This is a genomic window from Niallia sp. RD1 (genome assembly GCF_024219955.1).
In the GTDB taxonomy this organism is placed as follows: Bacteria; Bacillota; Bacilli; order Bacillales; family Cytobacillaceae; genus Niallia; species Niallia alba.
Map to the genome: position 1 here is coordinate 2,625,317 of NZ_CP100420.1, position 18,463 is coordinate 2,643,779.

An 18,463-nucleotide genomic window follows, 5' to 3' on the forward strand; every position below is an offset into this window, starting at 1 on the left:
GAGGGGAAACATGGATCGAGAGAAAGTACGCGCTTATGCAATTATATATAGTTCACCTTTTTTAAGTATAGTAGTAATTCTTTTATCTATTTCTCTGGGGACAATGAATATCTCATTTAATGAAATATATAACGCTTTTTTTCACTATGATGCAGAGAATGTCGAGCAAATCATTATTCGTACAGCAAGATTTCCAAGAGCGGTAGGAACTTTATTAATAGGTGGTCTTTTAGCAATGTCAGGAGCTTTGATGCAAGGGATGACAAGAAATTATTTAGCATCTCCATCTATAATGGGTGTCTCAGATGGAGCGGCATTTATGATAACGTTAGCTTTTGTATTTTTTCCAAGCATCAGTTCACTGCAAATGGTTGCTGTGTCTTTTCTTGGATCCTCCTTAGGTGTATTTCTTGTCTTAGGTCTTGCGTCCATAGTGAAGAATGGTTTTTCCCCTTTAAGACTTGCGATTATTGGCACGGTTTTTGGTTCCTTTTTAAGCAGTTTATCTTCTGCGCTTGCCTCCTATTTTCAAGTATCTCAAAATATGAGCTTTTGGTATAATGCACGCTTGCATCAGCTTAATAATGAATTATTGCTGCTATGCTTTCCTTTAGCAATTGTTGGTATTATTTTGGCATTATCTCTTTCCAAATCAATTGCTATTTTATCTTTAGGAAAAGAAATTGCTACATCCCTAGGCCAAAAAACATTAATTATCCAACTATTAACGATGGTAGCTGTAGTGATAATGACAGGCATTTCTGTTTCATTAGCAGGGAAAATTGGCTTTGTTGGCTTAATAATTCCCCATATTACACGAATGATTGTTGGGGTAGATTATAAAAAAATTATTCCTTGCTCTGGAATATTAGGTGCTCTATTTCTGGTTATTTGTGATACTTTCAGTCGATTCATCAATTACCCCTTTGAATCACCAATTGGAATCGTAACAGCATTTATAGGTGTTCCTTTCTTCTTGTATTTAATAAAAACAAAGGGAGGAGGGAATATGCAACGTGGATAAAGAGAAAAAAAGAACCTATTTATCACTTTATATATTGAGTGGTTTAATCATATTAGTTATTTTTATTAGTTTATCTAAGGGCGAATATATTCTATCATTTCAAGAGTTAGTAAGGAGTATTTTCCGATATCATCCTAATAGTGATACCGATTTGGTGGTATTTGAGTTTCGCTTGCCAAGAATCATTTTAGCGATTTTAGTTGGCTTTGGATTAGGAATAGCAGGTTCTATTATGCAGAGTATAACAAAAAATGGACTCGCTGATCCTGGTATTTTGGGCATTAACAGTGGAGCTGGTGCTGCGATTGTTGCCTATATGTTTTTCTTTCAAGGATTGCTAAACATAAATAAGAATAGCTTGTGGATTATTTTAACCACACCGCTTATTGGGTTACTTGGCGGGTTTATTGCAGCTTTTATCCTTTTCTTATTGGCAAAGGAGAGAGAAAGACTTGATTCACAAAAGCTCATTTTAACGGGGATAGCGATAAATTCTGGCTTCGGTTCTTTATCGATGTATATGTCTTTAAAAATGAAAGCACAAGACTTTGAAATGGCAACAGTATGGTTAAATGGGAGTATTTATAATGCGAACTGGCTATTTATTCTGTCTATCTTGCCATGGTTTATACTAATCATTCCACTTATTATTCGTAAAGCATATTCCCTTGACTTATTTCAGTTGCAGGAACCAGTAATGATTGGGCTTGGAGTAAAAGTAGAAAATGAAAAATGGTTGTTGCTATTAAGTGCTGTTGGCCTCATTGGAGCATGTGTTTCTGTTTCTGGAAGCATTGGATTTATAGGGTTAATGGCTCCCCATATGGCAAGACTTCTTGTTGGTTTAAAACATCGTAATTCTCTTATTGTTTGTGGATTGCTTGGTAGTTTCTTTATGCTAATTGCAGATTTTATCGGCAGAACTATTGTAGCACCTGCAGAAATTTCAGCTGGAATTATACTAAGCATTCTTGGAGCACCATATTTTGTTTATTTGTTAGTAAAAGCAAGAGTGTAGTTATGTGATGATAGAAGGATATTAATAGGAAGTAGGAAGAAGTAGATGGAGGGAAAGTTAGTGGAGGCACATATACAGACGCGATCTTTGAGTATATACATGCCTCCTTCTTATAATAATTCAGTAAGAAATTATCCTGTAATTTATGTACAAGATGGAGGATCTCTCTTTCATTCTGTTTTAAGTGAATTAGAAGAATTATTCTCTTTTGGACTAGTAGAGGAAGTAATGATAGTGGGAATTGAACCAATGGATCGGCTTGCTGAATATACGCCATGGTTTTCACCTAGTATTAGTTCTGCTTTTCCGCCTTTTAAGGGAGAAGGAAGAGAATATTTAACTTTTATTAGCCAAAACATCAAACCGTATATTGATAGGCACTTTCGTACGAAAACAGATCGCCAACATACAGGAATGATGGGAGCCTCCTTAGGTGGATTAATTTCAGTATACGCTATGTATGAATTCGCCGATTATTTTTCGAAATTTGGGATTATCTCCCCGTCATTATGGTATCCGAATATCCTTTCATTTGTACAAAAAAATAAGGTTGGGAAGGAAAATCGTGTTTTTTTATATGTTGGAGAGGAAGAGGGGAAGAGAAAGAACAATATCCAAAGAGAGATGGTTAATAATGTTCTCGTTGCAAACAAAATATTTTTAAGAAAACTGTCAAAGGACAACTATCAATTTGTTCTTGGAAAAAATGCGGATCACCAAAAAAAGTATTTTGTTCATCAATTTTTAAATGGAGTAAAATGGTTATATCCTAAATAAAGCAAGCCCTCCTAAAATAGGAGGGCTCTAGCCATTATATAAAATTTTTATTAACCTTGATATCCACCTAGTTGCTTTTCAGCCATTTGTACTAAGCGTTTTGTGATTTCTCCACCAACAGATCCGTTAGCGCGAGAAGTAGTTTCTGCACCTAGGTTAACACCAAACTCAGATGCAATTTCGTATTTCATTTGATCTAGAGCTTGAGATACTCCTGGTACTAAAAGTTGATTTGAAGAATTGTTGTTTGCCATTGTGTTCCAGCTCCTTCTAGTTGTTTTTTTGGTTGGGTTATCTGGAATTGCACCAGTTTGTAAGAAATCTCTTACTACCACTAGGTATAACCCAATGTAATAGAATGTATTGTTTGCTGCGTTTTGTACCTTGTTTGTTGCTTGTACTCTTATTATGGTTGGTTTTCACTATCTTATTCCTTTAAAAAAACAGGTAATTAATTCCTTTTGTAACTATTGGATAGATTCTTTAATCCATACAGAAACTAAAGATAGTGATCAGGTAAACGTCAGTCATGAAAGTAGACTGACGTTAAAGCGGAATAAGAGGGAGGAAATAAATTGGGTTCGATATGTCCTATTTGTAACGGATTGGAAAAATTAGAAAGTGTTTGTTCCAAATGTGGAAATCAAGTCGAAGATAAGGGCAGAGTAATGGATTATTATGATGATTATAGTGCCTATATGCCAATTGATCAAATGAAGCTTGAAGATGGCTATCAGGATTTATCTGCACATCTATGTCCTCATCTTGTGCAGTGTCAACAATGTGGACAGGAAGAGGTATTGTTTATAAAGGAATAGGAAGTAATAGAAACAATTTCCACAGCAATGAATAAAAAGCTTACCATGCCTTAGCAAGGTAAGCTTAAACTATAGACACAAACCGAATTTTAGAAATAGAGGTTTGTCTATAGTATATTTATTAGTCTCTTTGAATAGGGCTGTTGCTTTCCGCTCCAGGGGTTCGCTTTCCGTGGGGCTCGCGCTGAGCCGCTTCGGCTTACAGCCTGCAGGGTCTAAGCTGTCTCGCTAATCCCACAGGAGTCTCACCCCTTCCACTCCAAGCAACGTAAGAAAATTCCATTTACTTTTCAAAAATCTTTTGGCGAAAAACTAAGAGGCTGGGACAAAACTAAATAGCCAATCTGTAAAGACGAACAATCTCTAATTTATCTCTTAAATAAAGGTTTCTTTTATACAATGGTTATTTATGTTTTTAAATATAGTCAAGTGTAAAAACTAATTCGTTCCATTGCGCTACAGAAACTCGCTTTCCGCGGGGAGCAACCTAAGCCTCCTCGGCTAAAGCCTGTGGGGTCTTAGGTTTTGCTCTACTTCCCGCAGGAGTCGAGTGTCTTCCGCTCCATTCCACTCCGTTTTTAAAGGCAATACCCTAAAAAATATTGTTTTTTTAGAAAAAATGAATTAGTAGGAAATATGGAGCAGCCTGAATACACGTAGACTCCTATGGGAGCTGCGAGAAAGTCCGAGACCCTGCAGGCCAGAGGCCGAAGCGGCTCGGCGCTCGCCCCATGGAAAGCGAAGTGTATTCAGGCTGCGGATATTAACACTAACTGTACTGAAACAACCTTTTATAAAACTAATAAAACCCGAACAACCATTTAGGATTCTTTGATAGTTGTTCGGGTTTATCTATGGCTGGAATACTTATGTCCCAGCCTTTTAAATTATAATTGATTTTTTATTAGCGAATGCGAAGTTCTGTTTCTTTGTCAAAGAAGTGACCTTTATTCATATCAAACGCCAATTTTACCGTTTGACCAGCTTGAAGGTCTGCTCTTGAATCTAAGCGAGCAACAAATTCTTTGTCGGAAAGAGTAGAGTATACAAGGCTTTCTGCACCTGTTAATTCAAATACTTCTACTTTTGCATCAAAACTTGTGTTTTCTGAACTGCTTAAGAATACTAGTTCATCATGAATATCCTCTGGGCGAACACCGAAGATAACTTCTTTGCCAATATAATTTTGTTCACGTAATGTTTTTAATTTTCCTTCTGGAATGATGAAAGAAGTATTACCAATAACTAATTTATTGTCCACTACTTTTCCTTCAAAGAAGTTCATTGCTGGTGAACCGATGAATCCGCCTACGAAAACATTTTCCGGTTTTTCATATACTTCTTTTGGAGCACCAACTTGTTGGATAATACCATCTTTCATAACTACTAGTCTTGTAGCCATTGTCATTGCTTCTGTTTGGTCATGGGTTACATAAATAGTAGTAGTTTGTAGTCTTTGGTGCAATTTAGAAATTTCAGCACGCATTTGAACACGTAATTTAGCATCTAAGTTTGATAATGGTTCATCCATTAAGAATACTTTTGCATCACGAACGATGGCACGACCAAGTGCAACCCTTTGACGTTGTCCACCAGATAACGCTTTTGGTTTTCTCTTTAAATATTCTTCTAATCCTAGAATTCTTGCAGCATTATTTACTCTTTCTTCAATTTCCGCTTTAGGAAATTTACGAAGTTTTAAACCAAATGCCATATTATCATAAACAGTCATATGTGGATATAATGCGTAGTTTTGGAAAACCATCGCGATATCACGATCTTTTGGTGCAACATCGTTAACACGTAAATCATCAATAAAGAAATCACCTTTTGAAATATCTTCAAGGCCTGCAATCATACGAAGAGTTGTAGATTTACCGCAACCAGAAGGACCAACAAATACGATAAATTCTTTATCTTGAATGTGTAAATTAAAATCTCTAACTGCTTCTACTTTTTCATCATATATTTTATAAATATTCTTTAACACTAATTCTGCCATTTTGTTCTTCCCCCTACTATTTGATAGTTATACTTTATCATTTTTGATACCGTTTTCAAATCGGCGAAATGCATGAAAAACGCTTACAAAGTTTTGAGCAAAATGCCTAACTACTTGTATCATAAGGGGGGAATCGCTGTTTTTGTAAGATTTGGTGTTATACTCTGCAGCCTAAATACGCTTCGCATAAGTCTATGTTTATTCAAGTTGCTCCATATTTTTTTGAAATGAGAAAACAACAATCTCTTTGAAAACAATTTCGATAAAAAGGAGAAGGCAAAAGAAAAAAAGCCAATGATGGCTTCAAGGAGACTATTTGCCACTAGTATAAAACAAGCAGGCAAGATAGGTGGTAATATAGCTATGATAATTCTTTAGGTCAAAACCAGTTTTTTCTGTAAACTTATCAAGGCGGTATTGTAATGTATTGCGATGGATAAATAATTGTTTTGCTGTATTGGTGCTATGTCCATTGTTTTCAATAAATGTTTTAATGGTAAGCAAAAGTTCTTTATCTTCTTCAAAAATGGAAAACCATTCTTTGAATAATTCAAGCTCATCTTCTCTTAGTCGGCTGATTAAGAGGTTGGGAAGAATCGTTTCTAAACTAAGGACAATCGATTTTGGCATAAATGCTAAACCTTTTGTAAATAAGTTTCTTTCTTGTCCGAAAACAGTGGGAACAGGACTATTAAGCTTCAGCTCTTTTCCAATATAAAAACAGATTGAAAAAAAGAAATCAGATTGTAAAGCTTGAGCAAGAGCAATAAAATCTTCCTCTTCTAGATATTGTGCATTTTGCTCAATCACAACACCTTCATTGGAGCCATTCCAAATTATAAGGCTATTTGCATGAATAAAACCATCAAAAGCAGATTCAATTAACTTTTTTTCAATGGAAGCAGAATCACCTTTAATCTGGAACTGAATCAAACGTAAGGTTTCAATATTTTTGAAAGAAGGCTGTTCTCCATTGAAATAAAGATACTGATTCCAACTGTATTCTTCTTTTTCTAATGTTTCATCAGGTTGGAAAAAATCATAACACGCTTTTAATAATTCAAGCTGAGATACATCAATCTCCTGTTTCTGAATGCCGATCCAATCGTCTTGAAAATCAAGTTTAAACCAATAATAATCGGAAAGCTGTGATGGGGTTGGAGGTGTTGCTTGCTCCAAGCTATGTTTATAATAGGCTAATAATTTATGCTTCAATTGATGGTTCCTCCGAAATAGTAACAACATTTTTATAACTTTATTTTATAACGTTTTATAGAAAGGGAGCAAGTGGGGGATATGAAGGGAGAGTTTGACTGATATTGTATGGGTGTTGGCTGAAAAACCCGAAGTTTGGCTGAAATCCGCTCCACGTTGGCTGATAAAAGCAAAGTTTGGCTGAAATCCGCTCCACGTTGGCTGATAAAAGCAAAGTTTGGCTGAAATCCGCCTCACGTTGGCTGATAAAAGCAAAGTTTGGCTGAAATCCGCCTCACGTTGGCTGATAAAAGCAAAGTTTGGCTGAAATCCACTCCACGTTGGCTGATAAAAGCAAAGTTTGGCTGAAATCCACTCCACGTTGGCTGATAACCCGCAAAGTTTGGCTGAAATCCGCCCCACGTTGGCTGATAAAAACTAAAATTAACCGAGACAAAGCTAAAAAAAGCCTCCCCTTTCCTATAAAACCACAAATTAAGGAGAGGCTGAAAAGGTCTATTCGCTTATATGAGGAGGTTCTTCTTCTGAAAGTTTCCTTGCTTCCTCAATATTTGTTTTTTCTTCTCTGTTTATAACGGTTCCGCCAGCTAAACCTTCATTAATGACACGGTCAATATCTAAATAAGCTTCGTCTCTACCTTCAAATTCAAGATCCTTTTTGGCTTTTTTCATGATGATCCCTCCTATGTTTTAGGATGAGGATATCTAATGTGATTTATTCTTGTAGGGAAAATTAGTCAATGTATAAAATAGTTTTATTAGTTGCTGGCATCGTTTTTCTTCAATTTCCTTTTCATCAAATAACATCGGTTTTGCGTTAATTTCGAAAAGATAGTAATGATCGTTCTTATCTATACAGGCATCGATGGAAAATTCACCGATAAAACCATATTTTTTTGTTAAAATGCTTCCACAATGGTTGACCATCTTTTTGAAAAATAAATCATGCTTTTCTTGTTGGACTTCTTGATAGGCAAGCAGTTTTCCACCGGATGGGATATGGGTCGTTACATCTTGTTGATTAGACTGTCTCACTCCCACTCCAGTAAGTACATAGCGATTTTCTTCAAAGGTAACTAATAAGCGAAAATCAAAACGGTTTCCATTATATAAGGCACCGTCGATTTCTTCCTGTATCAGATATTCTTTTTTGGACCATTCTTGCTGATGATGTTTCCAGACTTCATCTATACTAGAAAAATAAGCAGTCTCCTCTGTTGTGCTTACACTGATCGAATCATCTTTTTCTAATCTGATACGGTAAATGTTTTTTCCTTTGAATCCCTCTACAGGCTTTAAGTAAATATTATTATAGGTAAGAAAAAAATTAGTGAAATCCGTTTTTTCTTCTAAGCGTATTGTTTTTGGTAAATGTTCTTTTAGCAAAGGGTAATCGCTAAATAGTTGATAAAGTTCCCATTTATTTATAAAGGAAGAGTTGAAAAAAGGGATTCCTTTTTCTTTAAAAAAAGACACTGCCGATTGGAACGCTTCTTGTTTTTCAGTTGTTCGAAAAGGCACTCGGTTATATACAATGTCTGGTAATGGGGTAATAGCTTTTAGCCACTTGTTTCTAGTGGAGCAATAAATATATCCAGTTAGTTGGTCTGTCTGTAAACTTTCAGGAGGAAAGATCACGATAATTCCTCCTGCCTGCAATTGAAGTTGTTTCTGGAATCGCTTGAAGAGCTCGCCATTTCCAATTAATTTATGATGTTTATTTCTTGCAATCATAATCCCGATTAACGGACCAACCTTTTTTTCATATTGGACAATCGGAAAAGCTGCATGATCATCATGTGGCTTAGCGGTAGATAAGCGCTTTTTAGATGTCCCAAAAAAGTGAATGTCCTCTGAAGCTGTATACCAACATTCTTTTTCGGAATCATAATAAATATTCATTGATAGATATCCTCTAGACTCTTAATACTTTGGTCCATGAGGTAGACTGCGTATTCCAGTGATTTTCTTCGTGTTTCCAGATCGAATTTTCTTAGAGAAGGGTGCTTAAAGATGCTTCTCCCTGGCTTAGCGTTTGCTTCAAATAACCATACGCGTCCTTTGCGATCCAATCCTAAATCAAATCCAATTTCTCCAATATATCCTTCCATTTGATTTTCCAATGCTTTACTTAGTTGTAAAGCAGCTTTGGTAAGTTTATGGATCATTTCATCGCTTTGCAATTCGGTATCTGCTAATTCTTCGATTGCTTTGACTGTACCACCATTATTAAGATGGGTGGTTACGCTTCCTGCTCCAGCAATTTTTGCGGCAATCGCAGTCATTTCCCAATTACCATCTTTATCTTTATTTGTATGAACACGGAAATCGACTGATTTTTTTTCGGAGCGAATTAAGTGAATTCCTTGTTGCACAATATAATGGGACAAATTCTGATTTTCGAATAAATGATTTATTAATGCTTCTAAATGATCAAATTTCATTAAGCGATTGCCCTGCTCCAAATCTTTAAAACGCGTATAATAATAGCCATCCTTTATATCATATAAAAGCTGGTAGATACCTTTTCCTAAGCTTCCATTTTTCGGTTTTATATACACATTGCCGAAGTTGCTAAGCATTCTTTCAATGACGGTAAAATTTGTGAGTGCATGTGTTTCTGGTAAATAATCTGAAATACTGTCATCCTGAAGAAGACGTTCATATATATCCAATTTGTTAAAAAAGCCTGGATTATACCAAGGGATTGAATACTCTTTCTGTAATCGGTTTTTAACGCCTTGAATCTTATGGAGATTTTCAATTCGGCGATTAGGAATACGATCATAAACAACATTAGGGAAAGGCACCTCTGCTGATTTCCAGCCATCTTCATAAAATAGTCCATTAATCGTTCCGGCTTCCCAATTAATATGCTGTTCCCCGAATAGGAAGGCAATGACACCAACTGTCTTTTGGACAGATAGAAGTTTGGAAAAAAGTATGGAACGTTCGCCGATTGGGCGAACTTTAATGGTGGAAAATCCGGATGTAAAGATTCCTACAAGTGGTCCGATATATAAGGTTTCTTCATCTGCGAATAGATGAACATTAGAAGTTGACGATGGAAAAAGCAAATTTTTAAAAAGGTCAGAAGTGATTCCCACCGTATTCCTTGTTTTTTTATGTTGTTGAATGGTTGCATCTTTGCTCAAAGCTCCTAATACAATCTTATTTAAATGGGTACTAGCTTTAAAGTCAGTTGGTAAGTAGACCGTATTTTCACTATTAGTGATTATTTCGATAGGATATAGCTTTTTCATCTAAATTCCTCCTTTTATCATCAGCTAGTTTTGCAGCATAAAGGACAGGAGCTTTATAGAGTTTTTCACATAGGTGGGGATATGCTGTCATAATTACTTTTCTCCCTGGCTTTGAATTTACGTCGAGAATCCATAAGGAACCATCTGGTGTAATACCAATATCTACGCCAATTTCAAATAAAGCAGAGAAGGAATTTTCTAAGATAGAAGGAAGGAGAGTGAATATTTCCTCCATTTCCTGCTTAAGAAAGCTTTTTAATTTAAAGGGAGTGAATCGAAACCACTCTTCAAATGCATGTATGGACGCACCAACACTTAAGTTAGAAATAATTCGTCCTTTTTCTCCAATGCGGACTCCTTTTTCAATAACTTTCCATTCTGCTTGCGTGTTTTTTTGCAGTAAGGCACGGATATCAAATGGTTGTTTCTCTTGATTGGAAAGAGGTAGATATGCTTGCATTAAATACGAGCTTCTTTTTAAAAGTTGGTTAAGCCATTTATTAAAAGTCATTCGATCTGAAAAAATCTTTTCTACTGTTTGTTCCTTTTTATCTGTTCTAACCAAAATTCCCTCTTTTGACTTCTCGATAAAATACAGTCCATTTCCTTGAGAACCGTTTATTGGCTTAATAATGACAGGATTTAAGCTCTGGAAATTTACTTGATTGGCTGACTGTAAGAGGAATGTCTCGGGAATATAAGCGGCAAGTTTAGATTCACGCAATATTTGATATAACTCCCATTTATTTGGCAATCCATTGCCGATAAAGGTAATAGTGGGCTGTTTTTTTAGCCATTGAATAATGTTTTTACATTGAATAGAATGAGAATCATCATGATAAAAACAGCGATCATATAAAATAGTAGGTACAGGAAACTCTGATTCTAGCCAAGCATCTGATTCTGGCAAATATTTTTTTCCTTTTACGGTATGTGTAAAGGGATGGTAAGTAGATGGGACAAAATGATAAAGGGTAAAGCCTAAATCGTGTCCGTATTTTGCCATTTGGTGAATGTAATGATTTTCATGATCTAATGATAATGACATAATTCCAAAATTATTCATCTTCTGATAGCTCCTTTAAATAAGGGGAAAAGGAAAGTGCAATAAAATAATCAAGCAAAGCTTTCGTAGATGGCCTTGTTTTTTCAATATGTTCCTCTAATTTTTTAGAGGGTTTAGAGTTTACTTCAATAATCCATAAATGTCCTTGTTTATCCATGCCGATATCGATTCCGAGTTCTCCTAAATATCCCTCTGTATTCTCACTAAGAATAGTTGCAATCTTTATAGCCAATACTTTTAATTCTTCTAATTTTTGGGAGGCATTTTCTGTATTCAGTAATTCATTTAAAACAATTTTTGCAGCCTTCATTTCTGCACCTTGGGCAAGATTTGCAACAATGGCATCTTTTTGGGCAATTCTTGCAACAGTGGAGGTAATCGTCCAATGTCCTTGGTAATTTTTATGACAAAGAATACGAAAGTCGAGCGGCCGGCCTTGCCATTTTTGAAAATCAATTCCTTGCTGGCAAATATAGCTTTTATTTTTAACGTAGTTTTTTAACCACATCCATAGCTTTTTTTCCTCTGTAAAAAGCTGTCCTTTTCCTTTCTTTTTTCCAGACGAAATGGTCGCAATAAAATGATCGTCTATGTGTTCAATATGAATGATGTTTCTTCCTTGGCTCCCATGAACAGGTTTCACATAGAGAATTCGAAAAGTTTTTAGCATCGAGAAAAATCCTTGTTCAGTTAGTTTCTCTGTGACGGGTAAATGTTTATCGATAGAAGCTTGGTCGGCTAGAAGCTGATTCGTTTCATCTTTTGCTAAAAATTTACTGTTGAAAATTGGGATTTCCTTTTCTTCCAATATTTTTTTTAGCTTTAAAAAGGTGGTGCTAGCATCTGCTTTACGAGAATGAAGTCGGTTATAAATAACATTAGGATAAGGGAAGAGTTGTTTTGTCCAAGTATGATTATCTAAAAAGTAACCATAAATTTTATCTTCTTCGAAATTTTGCAGTCCAAAAACATAAAAAAATCCGCCAATTTGAACTAATTCTTCCGCCAATTCTTTGCATAAATGCTGAATAGCTGGAAAGGAGATATCTTCCTTATTGTCATTGATATCTGTTAATATGCCAATAACTGGGCCTAAATGAATGATTTGATTTTTATTATAATAGGGAATAAGGAAGGTCTTAATTTCCTTAGGAAGTAGCAAAGTTTTTTCTAAATCAGAGCTAAAAATAATATCTTGTTTTTCAAGGGAATGTGTTTGAACATTTACTGGAATAATTATCTTAGCTACACATACATAGACAGTATTATTAAGGTCAATGTTTAAGAATTTTAATAAAGAGGGACTGATAGCAATAGATAATCCTTCTAATATCTCTTGAAAATCATCCTTTTTCGATAGTTGTAAAAATTTCCGTGTCATCCCGATTCCCCATTTGTTGTTCAAGTTATGAAGAGACATTCTGATATTCGCCTATTTTCGTGCTGATATATCGTATGAAAGATTAGCAAAGTTGTGATAGACATGGAAAAAGATTTATCCCCCAGATCAAGATGAATGTTCTTATTTCCTTTTTGAAATAGAGGTATTTCTGGTATTATGATGCATAGTTTGTTATAGTGGAGTCAATTGTTAATAAAAGGAGTTGTTTAAATGGCAGTAAATTTACATGATCCTGCTTATGCATTAGAGAAAGCGATTCGTCAAACTGGTGAATATACAGAATTGAAAAAGATGTATGACACGGTAAATGCAGATCCTTCCGCGAAAGCGATGTTTGATAATTTCCGTAATATTCAATTACAGCTTCAGCAAAAGCAAATGTCTGGTCAAGAAATTACACAAGAAGAAGTAGAACAAGCCCAAAAAACAGTGGCACTTGTTCAACAACACGAAAGCATTTCCAAACTTATGGCAGCAGAACAACGCATGAGCGTTATTATTGGTGAATTGAACCAAATTATCATGAAACCATTAGAAGAGCTATACGGATCAGTACAACAATAATAATAGAGGGAAGCAGGGGAGGGAAGCAGGGGACGGTTCTACTACTTCCCTTTGTGATTTAAACAGAGCATAAATATAGGAGGATGGCATCATGCCATCCTCCTAAAGCCATATCTATTTAATTAATCTATTTGCGTTTTGCTTAGAATTTGCTACCGCCAAGTTGTTGTTCAGCCATTTGTACTAATCTTTTAGTGATTTCGCCACCAACTGAACCGTTAGCACGTGCTGTAGTTTCAGCTCCAAGGTTTACTCCAAACTCTGATGCAATTTCATATTTCATTTGATCCAATGCTTGAGATACTCCAGGTACTAATAATTGATTTGATGAATTGTTATTTGCCATGATGAATGTTTCCTCCTTGAGTGATTTAATTGATGTTACGTTTATTATTTTAAAAAAAATGACTTATTTTATACAAAAAAACAAAATGCAATTTTTTCCATAGACTAGCTTTCCTACACTAATCGATACTGAAAAAGACTACAAACTTGGAAAAATTAAAATCGAGAGTGTAATGGAACGGATTAGTTCATAAACTTAACTCCATAACAAATAACCCCACATTGCAAAATATAACCACAATAAATCCATACATCTCTTGTTAATCTTCGCTGGAAAGTTCTATTATGCTTGTTTTCTACATAAATGATATATAAAGACAATACATCGAAGAAAGAAATGGGGGAATTTTATGATTTATCGCTTATTAGCTTTAAATATCGATGGTACTCTCCTTCAATCAAATGGGCGCTTAACGAAATCAACGAAAGAAGCGATTGAATATGTACAACAAAAGGGAATTTATGTGACGCTTGTAACAGCAAGGAGTTTACCATCTGCAAAAAAGGTAGCGAAAGCTTTAAGATTGAATAGCTATATCGTTGCACATGAAGGAGCATTAGTCGCTAATAATGACGACGAGACTATTTTTGTTAAGCGAATAGCAGAAGATCTAACTTCGGATATAGTCCGGTTTTTAGAAGGTTTCATCTGCCAAATTCGGTTAGTGCATGAAAAATTCTCGTTGGCTAATAAATCAAAGCTCCATCATAATATGCTTGCCAAAACAGTTTTATCTTCTGGAGACCCAGTGTTTTATTCCCACCAATTTGTCGATGTTTTAAGTGATGTATTATTAGAAGAACCAGTTAGCCCACCAAAAATGGAAGTTTACTTTGAAGAAAAGAAAGATTGTCAGGATGCAAAAGAAGTACTGGAAAAAATGTTTGATGATATTCACGTTGTTCAGCATAATGAGTTGCGCTTAGATATTTTACCAGAAGGCGTGTCGAAGCTGAATGGCTTGTTATATTTAGGAGAAAGGCTCGGTATCAAGAGTAGTGAAATGGTTGCGATAGGAGATGGGCTGGACGATTTAGAAGTAATTGAAGCAGTTGGTCTTGGCGTAGCAATGGGTAATGCCTCAAATCAGTTGAAAATTGCAGCAGACTGGGTGACTAGATCTAATAATCAAGACGGGGTTGCCTATATGGTAAAAGAACATTTTCGCAAACAGCAGCCAATTGAATTTTTACGAAAGATGAATATTATAAAATAGCCATTATTTAATTTTTTACGGAGAGACTGGGATATAAGTATTCCAGCCAAGGATAAATCCGAACAATTATACGAAGATTCTAATGAAAGTTACGTATAATTGTTTGGTTTTTTATTGTTTTTAAAAGGAGGTTTCCATGAAGTTTAGTGCGGTTCCCCGAGCCGGAATACACTTCGCTTTCCGTGGGGCTCGCGCTGAGCCTCCTCCTCAGCTTCGCCTCCGGGGTCTCAGACTGTCTTGCTAATCTACGTGTATTGCGGCTGCTCTGTTTTCCCAACTAATCATATTTCCTCTAGTAAAAAGTGTGCGAAAGCAACCACTATTTACTAGCTAAATTAGAAATTGTTCGTCTTTACAGAGTATCTATATAGTTATGTCCCAACCTTTATCTTCTCTTGAAAATGGAAAATACAGAAAGTCTTTTGACCTTTCTAGTTATTTTTTAAACACTAAAGTATAATTGGATAAATAAAGCGTAATTATACTTCAGAATAAAAAGGTGAGTTGAAAAAATTACTATGAAACAAATATTTATACAGGGATTAACAGACGAACGTTATATAAGACCATTAGAGCATATAGGCAATTTATTTTTTGAAGATACAAAGATCTTATATAGCGAAGCAGAAGAAAAGGCAGATCTCCATGTTCATTTTGAAACTGAAATTATTGATAATGAATTTATTGTAAGAGGGAAGCTTGAGGAGCTAGAAGGCGGAAAATCAATTGAAAGTAACGCAGTTCTCCGTGATTTAGCGGAAAAAGAAATATTTAAGCAAATGAAAACAGCCATTTCTAAAAGCTATTTATTGTTATTACAAGAATATACGGGGATGGTGCAAAAATGGGGTATTCTAACAGGAATTCGCCCTACAAAACTTCTCCATCGACATATGCAAAATCAGACACCAAAAGAAGAAGCCCATCAATCTCTTCGTGCAGAATATTTGATGTCAGATGAAAAAATTAATTTAATGCAGAAAATCATTGATCGACAATTAGCGGTGATTCCTGATTTATATGATTTGAAAAAGGAAGTAAGCATCTATATTGGAATTCCATTTTGTCCGACAAAGTGTGCTTATTGTACATTCCCAGCCTATGCAATTAATGGACGACAAGGTTCTGTTTCCTCCTTTTTAGGTGGGCTTCATTACGAAATGGAAAAGATTGGCGAATGGCTGAAAGAAAAAAATATCCATATTACGACTGTCTATTATGGTGGCGGTACACCAACTAGTATTACGGCAGAAGAAATGGACATGCTTTATGAGCGTATGTATACTTCTTTCCCAAATGTAGAAAACATTCGTGAAATCACAGTCGAAGCAGGAAGACCAGACACGATTACGCCAGAAAAGCTTGAAGTTTTAAAAAAATATAATATCGATCGCATTAGTATTAATCCACAATCATATACACAACAAACATTAAAAGCTATTGGCAGACATCATACGGTGGAGGAAACAATTGAAAAGTATCATCTAGCTCGTAAGCATGGGATGAATAATATTAATATGGATTTGATTATCGGTCTTCCTGGCGAGGGTGTGGAAGAGTTTAAGTATTCTCTTGATAAAACAGAAGAATTAATGCCTGAATCTTTGACCGTTCATACACTTTCGTTTAAACGTGCATCTGAAATGACTCGCAATAAATCAAGATATAAAGTTGCAGATAGAGATGAAATCCAGGAAATGATGAAGATGGCAGAAGAATGGACAGAGGATTATGATTATGTTCCATATTATCTATATCGTCAGAAAAATATTCTTGGTAATTTAGAGAATGTCGGCTATTCAAAGAAAAATCAAGAAAGTATCTACAATATTATGATGATGGAAGAATTGCAGACAGTTATTGGGCTTGGCTGTGGTGCATCTAGTAAATTTATTCATCCAGTAACAGGGAAGATTACACAATTTTCTAATCCGAAGCATCCCAAAACCTATAATGAAAGCTTCGAGGAATATACAGATAAAAAAATTATCTTATTAAACGAACATTTTTCGTTAGAAGCTTCTAAATAAGAATGCCCCCGAAAGCAAAAATGTAAAATCATTTAGAATTAAGCCATAAAAATCTACTAGAATCATTTTCGGTTCTGGTAGATTTTTTTATTTCTTCTAGTCATTATTTTCGTATGGAAAAGAAGCAATAGTGTCAAACTAATAAATGCTTTTCACTAAATAGACAATTTTTTTATCAAGAAAAATAGTTGCTTTTTGTTGTAAAAACGAATAACATAGAAAATGTTGTTTTTAAATGTTCGTTTTTTGGAGGTTTTTTCATGTTTAAGTTAAAAGAAAATAATACTACTGTGAGAACGGAATTAATGGCTGGATTCACAACCTTTCTAACAATGGTTTATATAGCGTAGTTGTCAATCCAGGTATTCTTTCACAAGCCGGAATTCCATTTGATCAAGTATTTCTGGCAACCATTATTGCAGCTGCTTTGGGGACATTATGGATGGCGCTGTTCGCAAATTATCCTATCGCAATTGCACCAGGTATGGGGTTGAACGCATACTTCGCCTTTTCTGTTGTCGGAAATAATAATGTCGATTATACGGTTGCATTATCAGCAGTATTTGTTGCCGGTATTATTTTTGTTATTTTATCGTTAACACCATTTAGAGAAAAATTAATTCTTGCGATTCCGGATAACTTAAAACACGGAATAACAGCAGGTATTGGATTATTTATAGCATTTATCGGTTTAAGACAAACGGGAATTATTGTTGCTCATCCCGAAAATCTAGTCGGACTAGGCAATCTTCAGTCTCCTCCTGTCATTATCTCCCTTATTGGTTTAGCGATTACCATTGTTCTATTTAGTTTGAATGTTAGAGGGGCATTATTCATCGGGATGATTGTAACAAGTATTATTGCTTATTTTACTGGGTACTTATCTTTTGACAATGGGATCATGGCAAGACCTCATTTACCAGAAGGTCTTATCATTAGTAATCCATTTTCAGCATTTGGTGATGTGATCCAGCATGGATTGTATGCTGTTGTATTCTCCTTTTTATTGGTAACGATTTTTGATACAACTGGTACGATGATTGGTGTTGCAGAGCAAGCTGGATTAATAAAAAACAATAAATTACCTAAAGCAAGACAGGCGCTTCTTGCTGATTCACTTGGAACATCTGTAGGAGTTTGGGACAAGCCCAACAACTGCCTTTATCGAATCGACATCAGGTGTTGCAGCAGGTGGACGTACTGGATTAACAGGTGTAACTGTTTCTGTGTTGTTTATCATTTCTGCCTTTTTTGCTCCTTTAGTTAGCAGTATTTCTGGTTTATCTGCTATTACAGCTCCTGCACTAATAATTGTAGGAAGCTTGATGATGGGCGCGATCAGTGATGTGAAATGGTCTGAATTTGATGAAGCATTCCCAGCATTTTTAGTTATTCTAAGTATGCCACTTACATCAAGTATTGCAACAGGAATTGCTCTTGGGTTTATCTCTTATCCATTATTAAAGCTAGTAAAAGGAAAAGGAAAGTCTGTTCATCCACTAGTATATGTGTTTGCTGTTTTATTCCTTTATCAACTAATTTTCTTACCACATTAAGAAAAAAAGCTGCTGATAGACTCAATAGAGCTGATCAGCAGCTTTTTTTCTTCTGCTCTTAATACTCAAATCCCCAAGCAAATCTTCTATTTGGAACGTAATGAACAGACATGTCCTTATGATTAACTTCTTAAAAACAAAAGAATAATCGCTCACTTAGAGGCTG

17 protein-coding genes and 1 pseudogene are annotated in these 18,463 nt (G+C 35.3%); 8 read left to right on the top strand and 10 right to left on the bottom strand.

Annotation, left to right across the window (positions count from 1 at the left end):
- The first annotated feature begins 10 nt into the window (after positions 1-10).
- Genes NKG37_RS12515 through NKG37_RS12525 form a run of 3 tightly spaced genes read left to right on the top strand, consistent with a single transcriptional unit; the run spans position 11 to position 2,819 of the window.
- Positions 11-1,024: a FecCD family ABC transporter permease gene (locus NKG37_RS12515; RefSeq protein ID WP_016201920.1), complete on the top strand. Its 1,014-nt coding sequence runs from the start codon at positions 11-13 to the stop codon at positions 1,022-1,024.
- Positions 1,017-2,042 (top strand): FecCD family ABC transporter permease, encoded by a 1,026-nt coding sequence (locus NKG37_RS12520; protein ID WP_016201921.1) that lies wholly within the window; start codon positions 1,017-1,019, stop codon positions 2,040-2,042. Before NKG37_RS12515 ends, NKG37_RS12520 begins: the two co-directional genes overlap by 8 nt.
- 45 nt (positions 2,043-2,087) lie before the next feature.
- A complete protein-coding gene (locus NKG37_RS12525) occupies positions 2,088-2,819 on the top strand; it encodes an alpha/beta hydrolase (RefSeq protein ID WP_212118828.1) in 732 nt (243 codons plus the stop codon).
- A gap of 50 nt (positions 2,820-2,869) precedes the next feature.
- Here NKG37_RS12525 and NKG37_RS12530 read toward each other — a convergent pair whose 3' ends face one another.
- Positions 2,870-3,073, bottom strand: coding sequence for an alpha/beta-type small acid-soluble spore protein (locus NKG37_RS12530; RefSeq protein ID WP_016201923.1), 204 nt, complete (start codon positions 3,071-3,073; stop codon positions 2,870-2,872).
- Between the two features lie 321 nt (positions 3,074-3,394).
- Here NKG37_RS12530 and NKG37_RS12535 point away from each other — a divergent pair, with 321 nt between their 5' ends.
- The gene (locus NKG37_RS12535) at positions 3,395-3,637 is read left to right on the top strand and encodes a hypothetical protein (RefSeq protein ID WP_016201924.1); all 243 of its coding nucleotides are present in this window, start codon (positions 3,395-3,397) and stop codon (positions 3,635-3,637) included.
- A gap of 904 nt (positions 3,638-4,541) precedes the next feature.
- Here the strand turns inward: NKG37_RS12535 and NKG37_RS12540 are convergent.
- The 8 genes from NKG37_RS12540 to NKG37_RS12575 form a co-directional block, all read right to left on the bottom strand.
- Positions 4,542-5,639 carry an ABC transporter ATP-binding protein gene (locus tag NKG37_RS12540; RefSeq protein ID WP_016201925.1) on the bottom strand — a complete coding sequence of 366 codons (1,098 nt, stop codon included), beginning with the start codon at positions 5,637-5,639 and terminating at the stop codon, positions 4,542-4,544.
- Between the two features lie 312 nt (positions 5,640-5,951).
- Positions 5,952-6,854 (bottom strand): PucR family transcriptional regulator, encoded by a 903-nt coding sequence (locus NKG37_RS12545; RefSeq protein ID WP_016201926.1) that lies wholly within the window; start codon positions 6,852-6,854, stop codon positions 5,952-5,954.
- 45 nt (positions 6,855-6,899) lie between these two features.
- The gene (locus NKG37_RS12550; protein ID WP_254416290.1) at positions 6,900-7,214 is read right to left on the bottom strand and encodes a hypothetical protein; all 315 of its coding nucleotides are present in this window, start codon (positions 7,212-7,214) and stop codon (positions 6,900-6,902) included.
- Between the two features lie 135 nt (positions 7,215-7,349).
- On the bottom strand, positions 7,350-7,526 hold the full coding sequence (locus tag NKG37_RS12555) for a hypothetical protein (protein WP_254416291.1): 177 nt from the start codon (positions 7,524-7,526) through the stop codon (positions 7,350-7,352).
- A gap of 33 nt (positions 7,527-7,559) precedes the next feature.
- Positions 7,560-8,756, bottom strand: coding sequence for a YheC/YheD family endospore coat-associated protein (locus NKG37_RS12560; protein ID WP_254416292.1), 1,197 nt, complete (start codon positions 8,754-8,756; stop codon positions 7,560-7,562).
- Positions 8,753-10,117, bottom strand: a complete 1,365-nt coding sequence (locus tag NKG37_RS12565) for a YheC/YheD family endospore coat-associated protein (protein ID WP_169188071.1) — start codon at positions 10,115-10,117, stop codon at positions 8,753-8,755. Before NKG37_RS12565 ends, NKG37_RS12560 begins: the two co-directional genes overlap by 4 nt.
- A complete protein-coding gene (locus tag NKG37_RS12570) occupies positions 10,083-11,183 on the bottom strand; it encodes a YheC/YheD family endospore coat-associated protein (RefSeq protein WP_169188072.1) in 1,101 nt (366 codons plus the stop codon). Before NKG37_RS12570 ends, NKG37_RS12565 begins: the two co-directional genes overlap by 35 nt.
- Positions 11,176-12,564, bottom strand: coding sequence for a YheC/YheD family endospore coat-associated protein (locus tag NKG37_RS12575; RefSeq protein WP_169188073.1), 1,389 nt, complete (start codon positions 12,562-12,564; stop codon positions 11,176-11,178). Before NKG37_RS12575 ends, NKG37_RS12570 begins: the two co-directional genes overlap by 8 nt.
- Positions 12,565-12,795: 231 nt before the next feature.
- Here NKG37_RS12575 and NKG37_RS12580 point away from each other — a divergent pair, with 231 nt between their 5' ends.
- Positions 12,796-13,149, top strand: a complete 354-nt coding sequence (locus tag NKG37_RS12580; RefSeq protein WP_254416293.1) for a YlbF/YmcA family competence regulator — start codon at positions 12,796-12,798, stop codon at positions 13,147-13,149.
- A gap of 142 nt (positions 13,150-13,291) precedes the next feature.
- On the opposite strand, the gene NKG37_RS12585 is transcribed toward NKG37_RS12580, so the two are convergent.
- Positions 13,292-13,495, bottom strand: coding sequence for an alpha/beta-type small acid-soluble spore protein (locus NKG37_RS12585; RefSeq protein ID WP_016201934.1), 204 nt, complete (start codon positions 13,493-13,495; stop codon positions 13,292-13,294).
- A gap of 349 nt (positions 13,496-13,844) precedes the next feature.
- On the opposite strand from NKG37_RS12585, the gene NKG37_RS12590 reads away from it, so the two are divergent.
- From NKG37_RS12590 to NKG37_RS12600, 3 genes and pseudogenes are all read left to right on the top strand, one after another.
- Positions 13,845-14,711, top strand: coding sequence for a Cof-type HAD-IIB family hydrolase (locus tag NKG37_RS12590; RefSeq protein ID WP_016201935.1), 867 nt, complete (start codon positions 13,845-13,847; stop codon positions 14,709-14,711).
- A gap of 518 nt (positions 14,712-15,229) precedes the next feature.
- Positions 15,230-16,741, top strand: coding sequence for a coproporphyrinogen III oxidase (locus NKG37_RS12595; RefSeq protein WP_254416294.1), 1,512 nt, complete (start codon positions 15,230-15,232; stop codon positions 16,739-16,741).
- Positions 16,742-17,001: 260 nt separating this feature from the next.
- Positions 17,002-18,297, top strand: a pseudogene (locus NKG37_RS12600) (NCS2 family permease).
- Positions 18,298-18,463 lie beyond the last annotated feature (166 nt).

Excerpts from the sequence above, each read along its gene's own strand:
- NKG37_RS12515 (WP_016201920.1), top strand. The coding sequence starts at position 11 with ATGGATCGAGAGAAAGTACGCGCTTATGCAATTATATATAGTTCACCT.
- NKG37_RS12525 (WP_212118828.1), top strand. The coding sequence starts at position 2,088 with ATGGAGGGAAAGTTAGTGGAGGCACATATACAGACGCGATCTTTGAGT.
- NKG37_RS12530 (WP_016201923.1), bottom strand. The coding sequence starts at position 3,073 with ATGGCAAACAACAATTCTTCAAATCAACTTTTAGTACCAGGAGTATCT.
- NKG37_RS12540 (WP_016201925.1), bottom strand. The coding sequence starts at position 5,639 with ATGGCAGAATTAGTGTTAAAGAATATTTATAAAATATATGATGAAAAA.
- NKG37_RS12555 (WP_254416291.1), bottom strand. The coding sequence starts at position 7,526 with ATGAAAAAAGCCAAAAAGGATCTTGAATTTGAAGGTAGAGACGAAGCT.
- NKG37_RS12560 (WP_254416292.1), bottom strand. The coding sequence starts at position 8,756 with ATGAATATTTATTATGATTCCGAAAAAGAATGTTGGTATACAGCTTCA.
- NKG37_RS12565 (WP_169188071.1), bottom strand. The coding sequence starts at position 10,117 with ATGAAAAAGCTATATCCTATCGAAATAATCACTAATAGTGAAAATACG.
- NKG37_RS12570 (WP_169188072.1), bottom strand. The coding sequence starts at position 11,183 with ATGAATAATTTTGGAATTATGTCATTATCATTAGATCATGAAAATCAT.
- NKG37_RS12575 (WP_169188073.1), bottom strand. The coding sequence starts at position 12,564 with ATGACACGGAAATTTTTACAACTATCGAAAAAGGATGATTTTCAAGAG.
- NKG37_RS12580 (WP_254416293.1), top strand. The coding sequence starts at position 12,796 with ATGGCAGTAAATTTACATGATCCTGCTTATGCATTAGAGAAAGCGATT.
- NKG37_RS12585 (WP_016201934.1), bottom strand. The coding sequence starts at position 13,495 with ATGGCAAATAACAATTCATCAAATCAATTATTAGTACCTGGAGTATCT.
- NKG37_RS12590 (WP_016201935.1), top strand. The coding sequence starts at position 13,845 with ATGATTTATCGCTTATTAGCTTTAAATATCGATGGTACTCTCCTTCAA.
- NKG37_RS12595 (WP_254416294.1), top strand. The coding sequence starts at position 15,230 with ATGAAACAAATATTTATACAGGGATTAACAGACGAACGTTATATAAGA.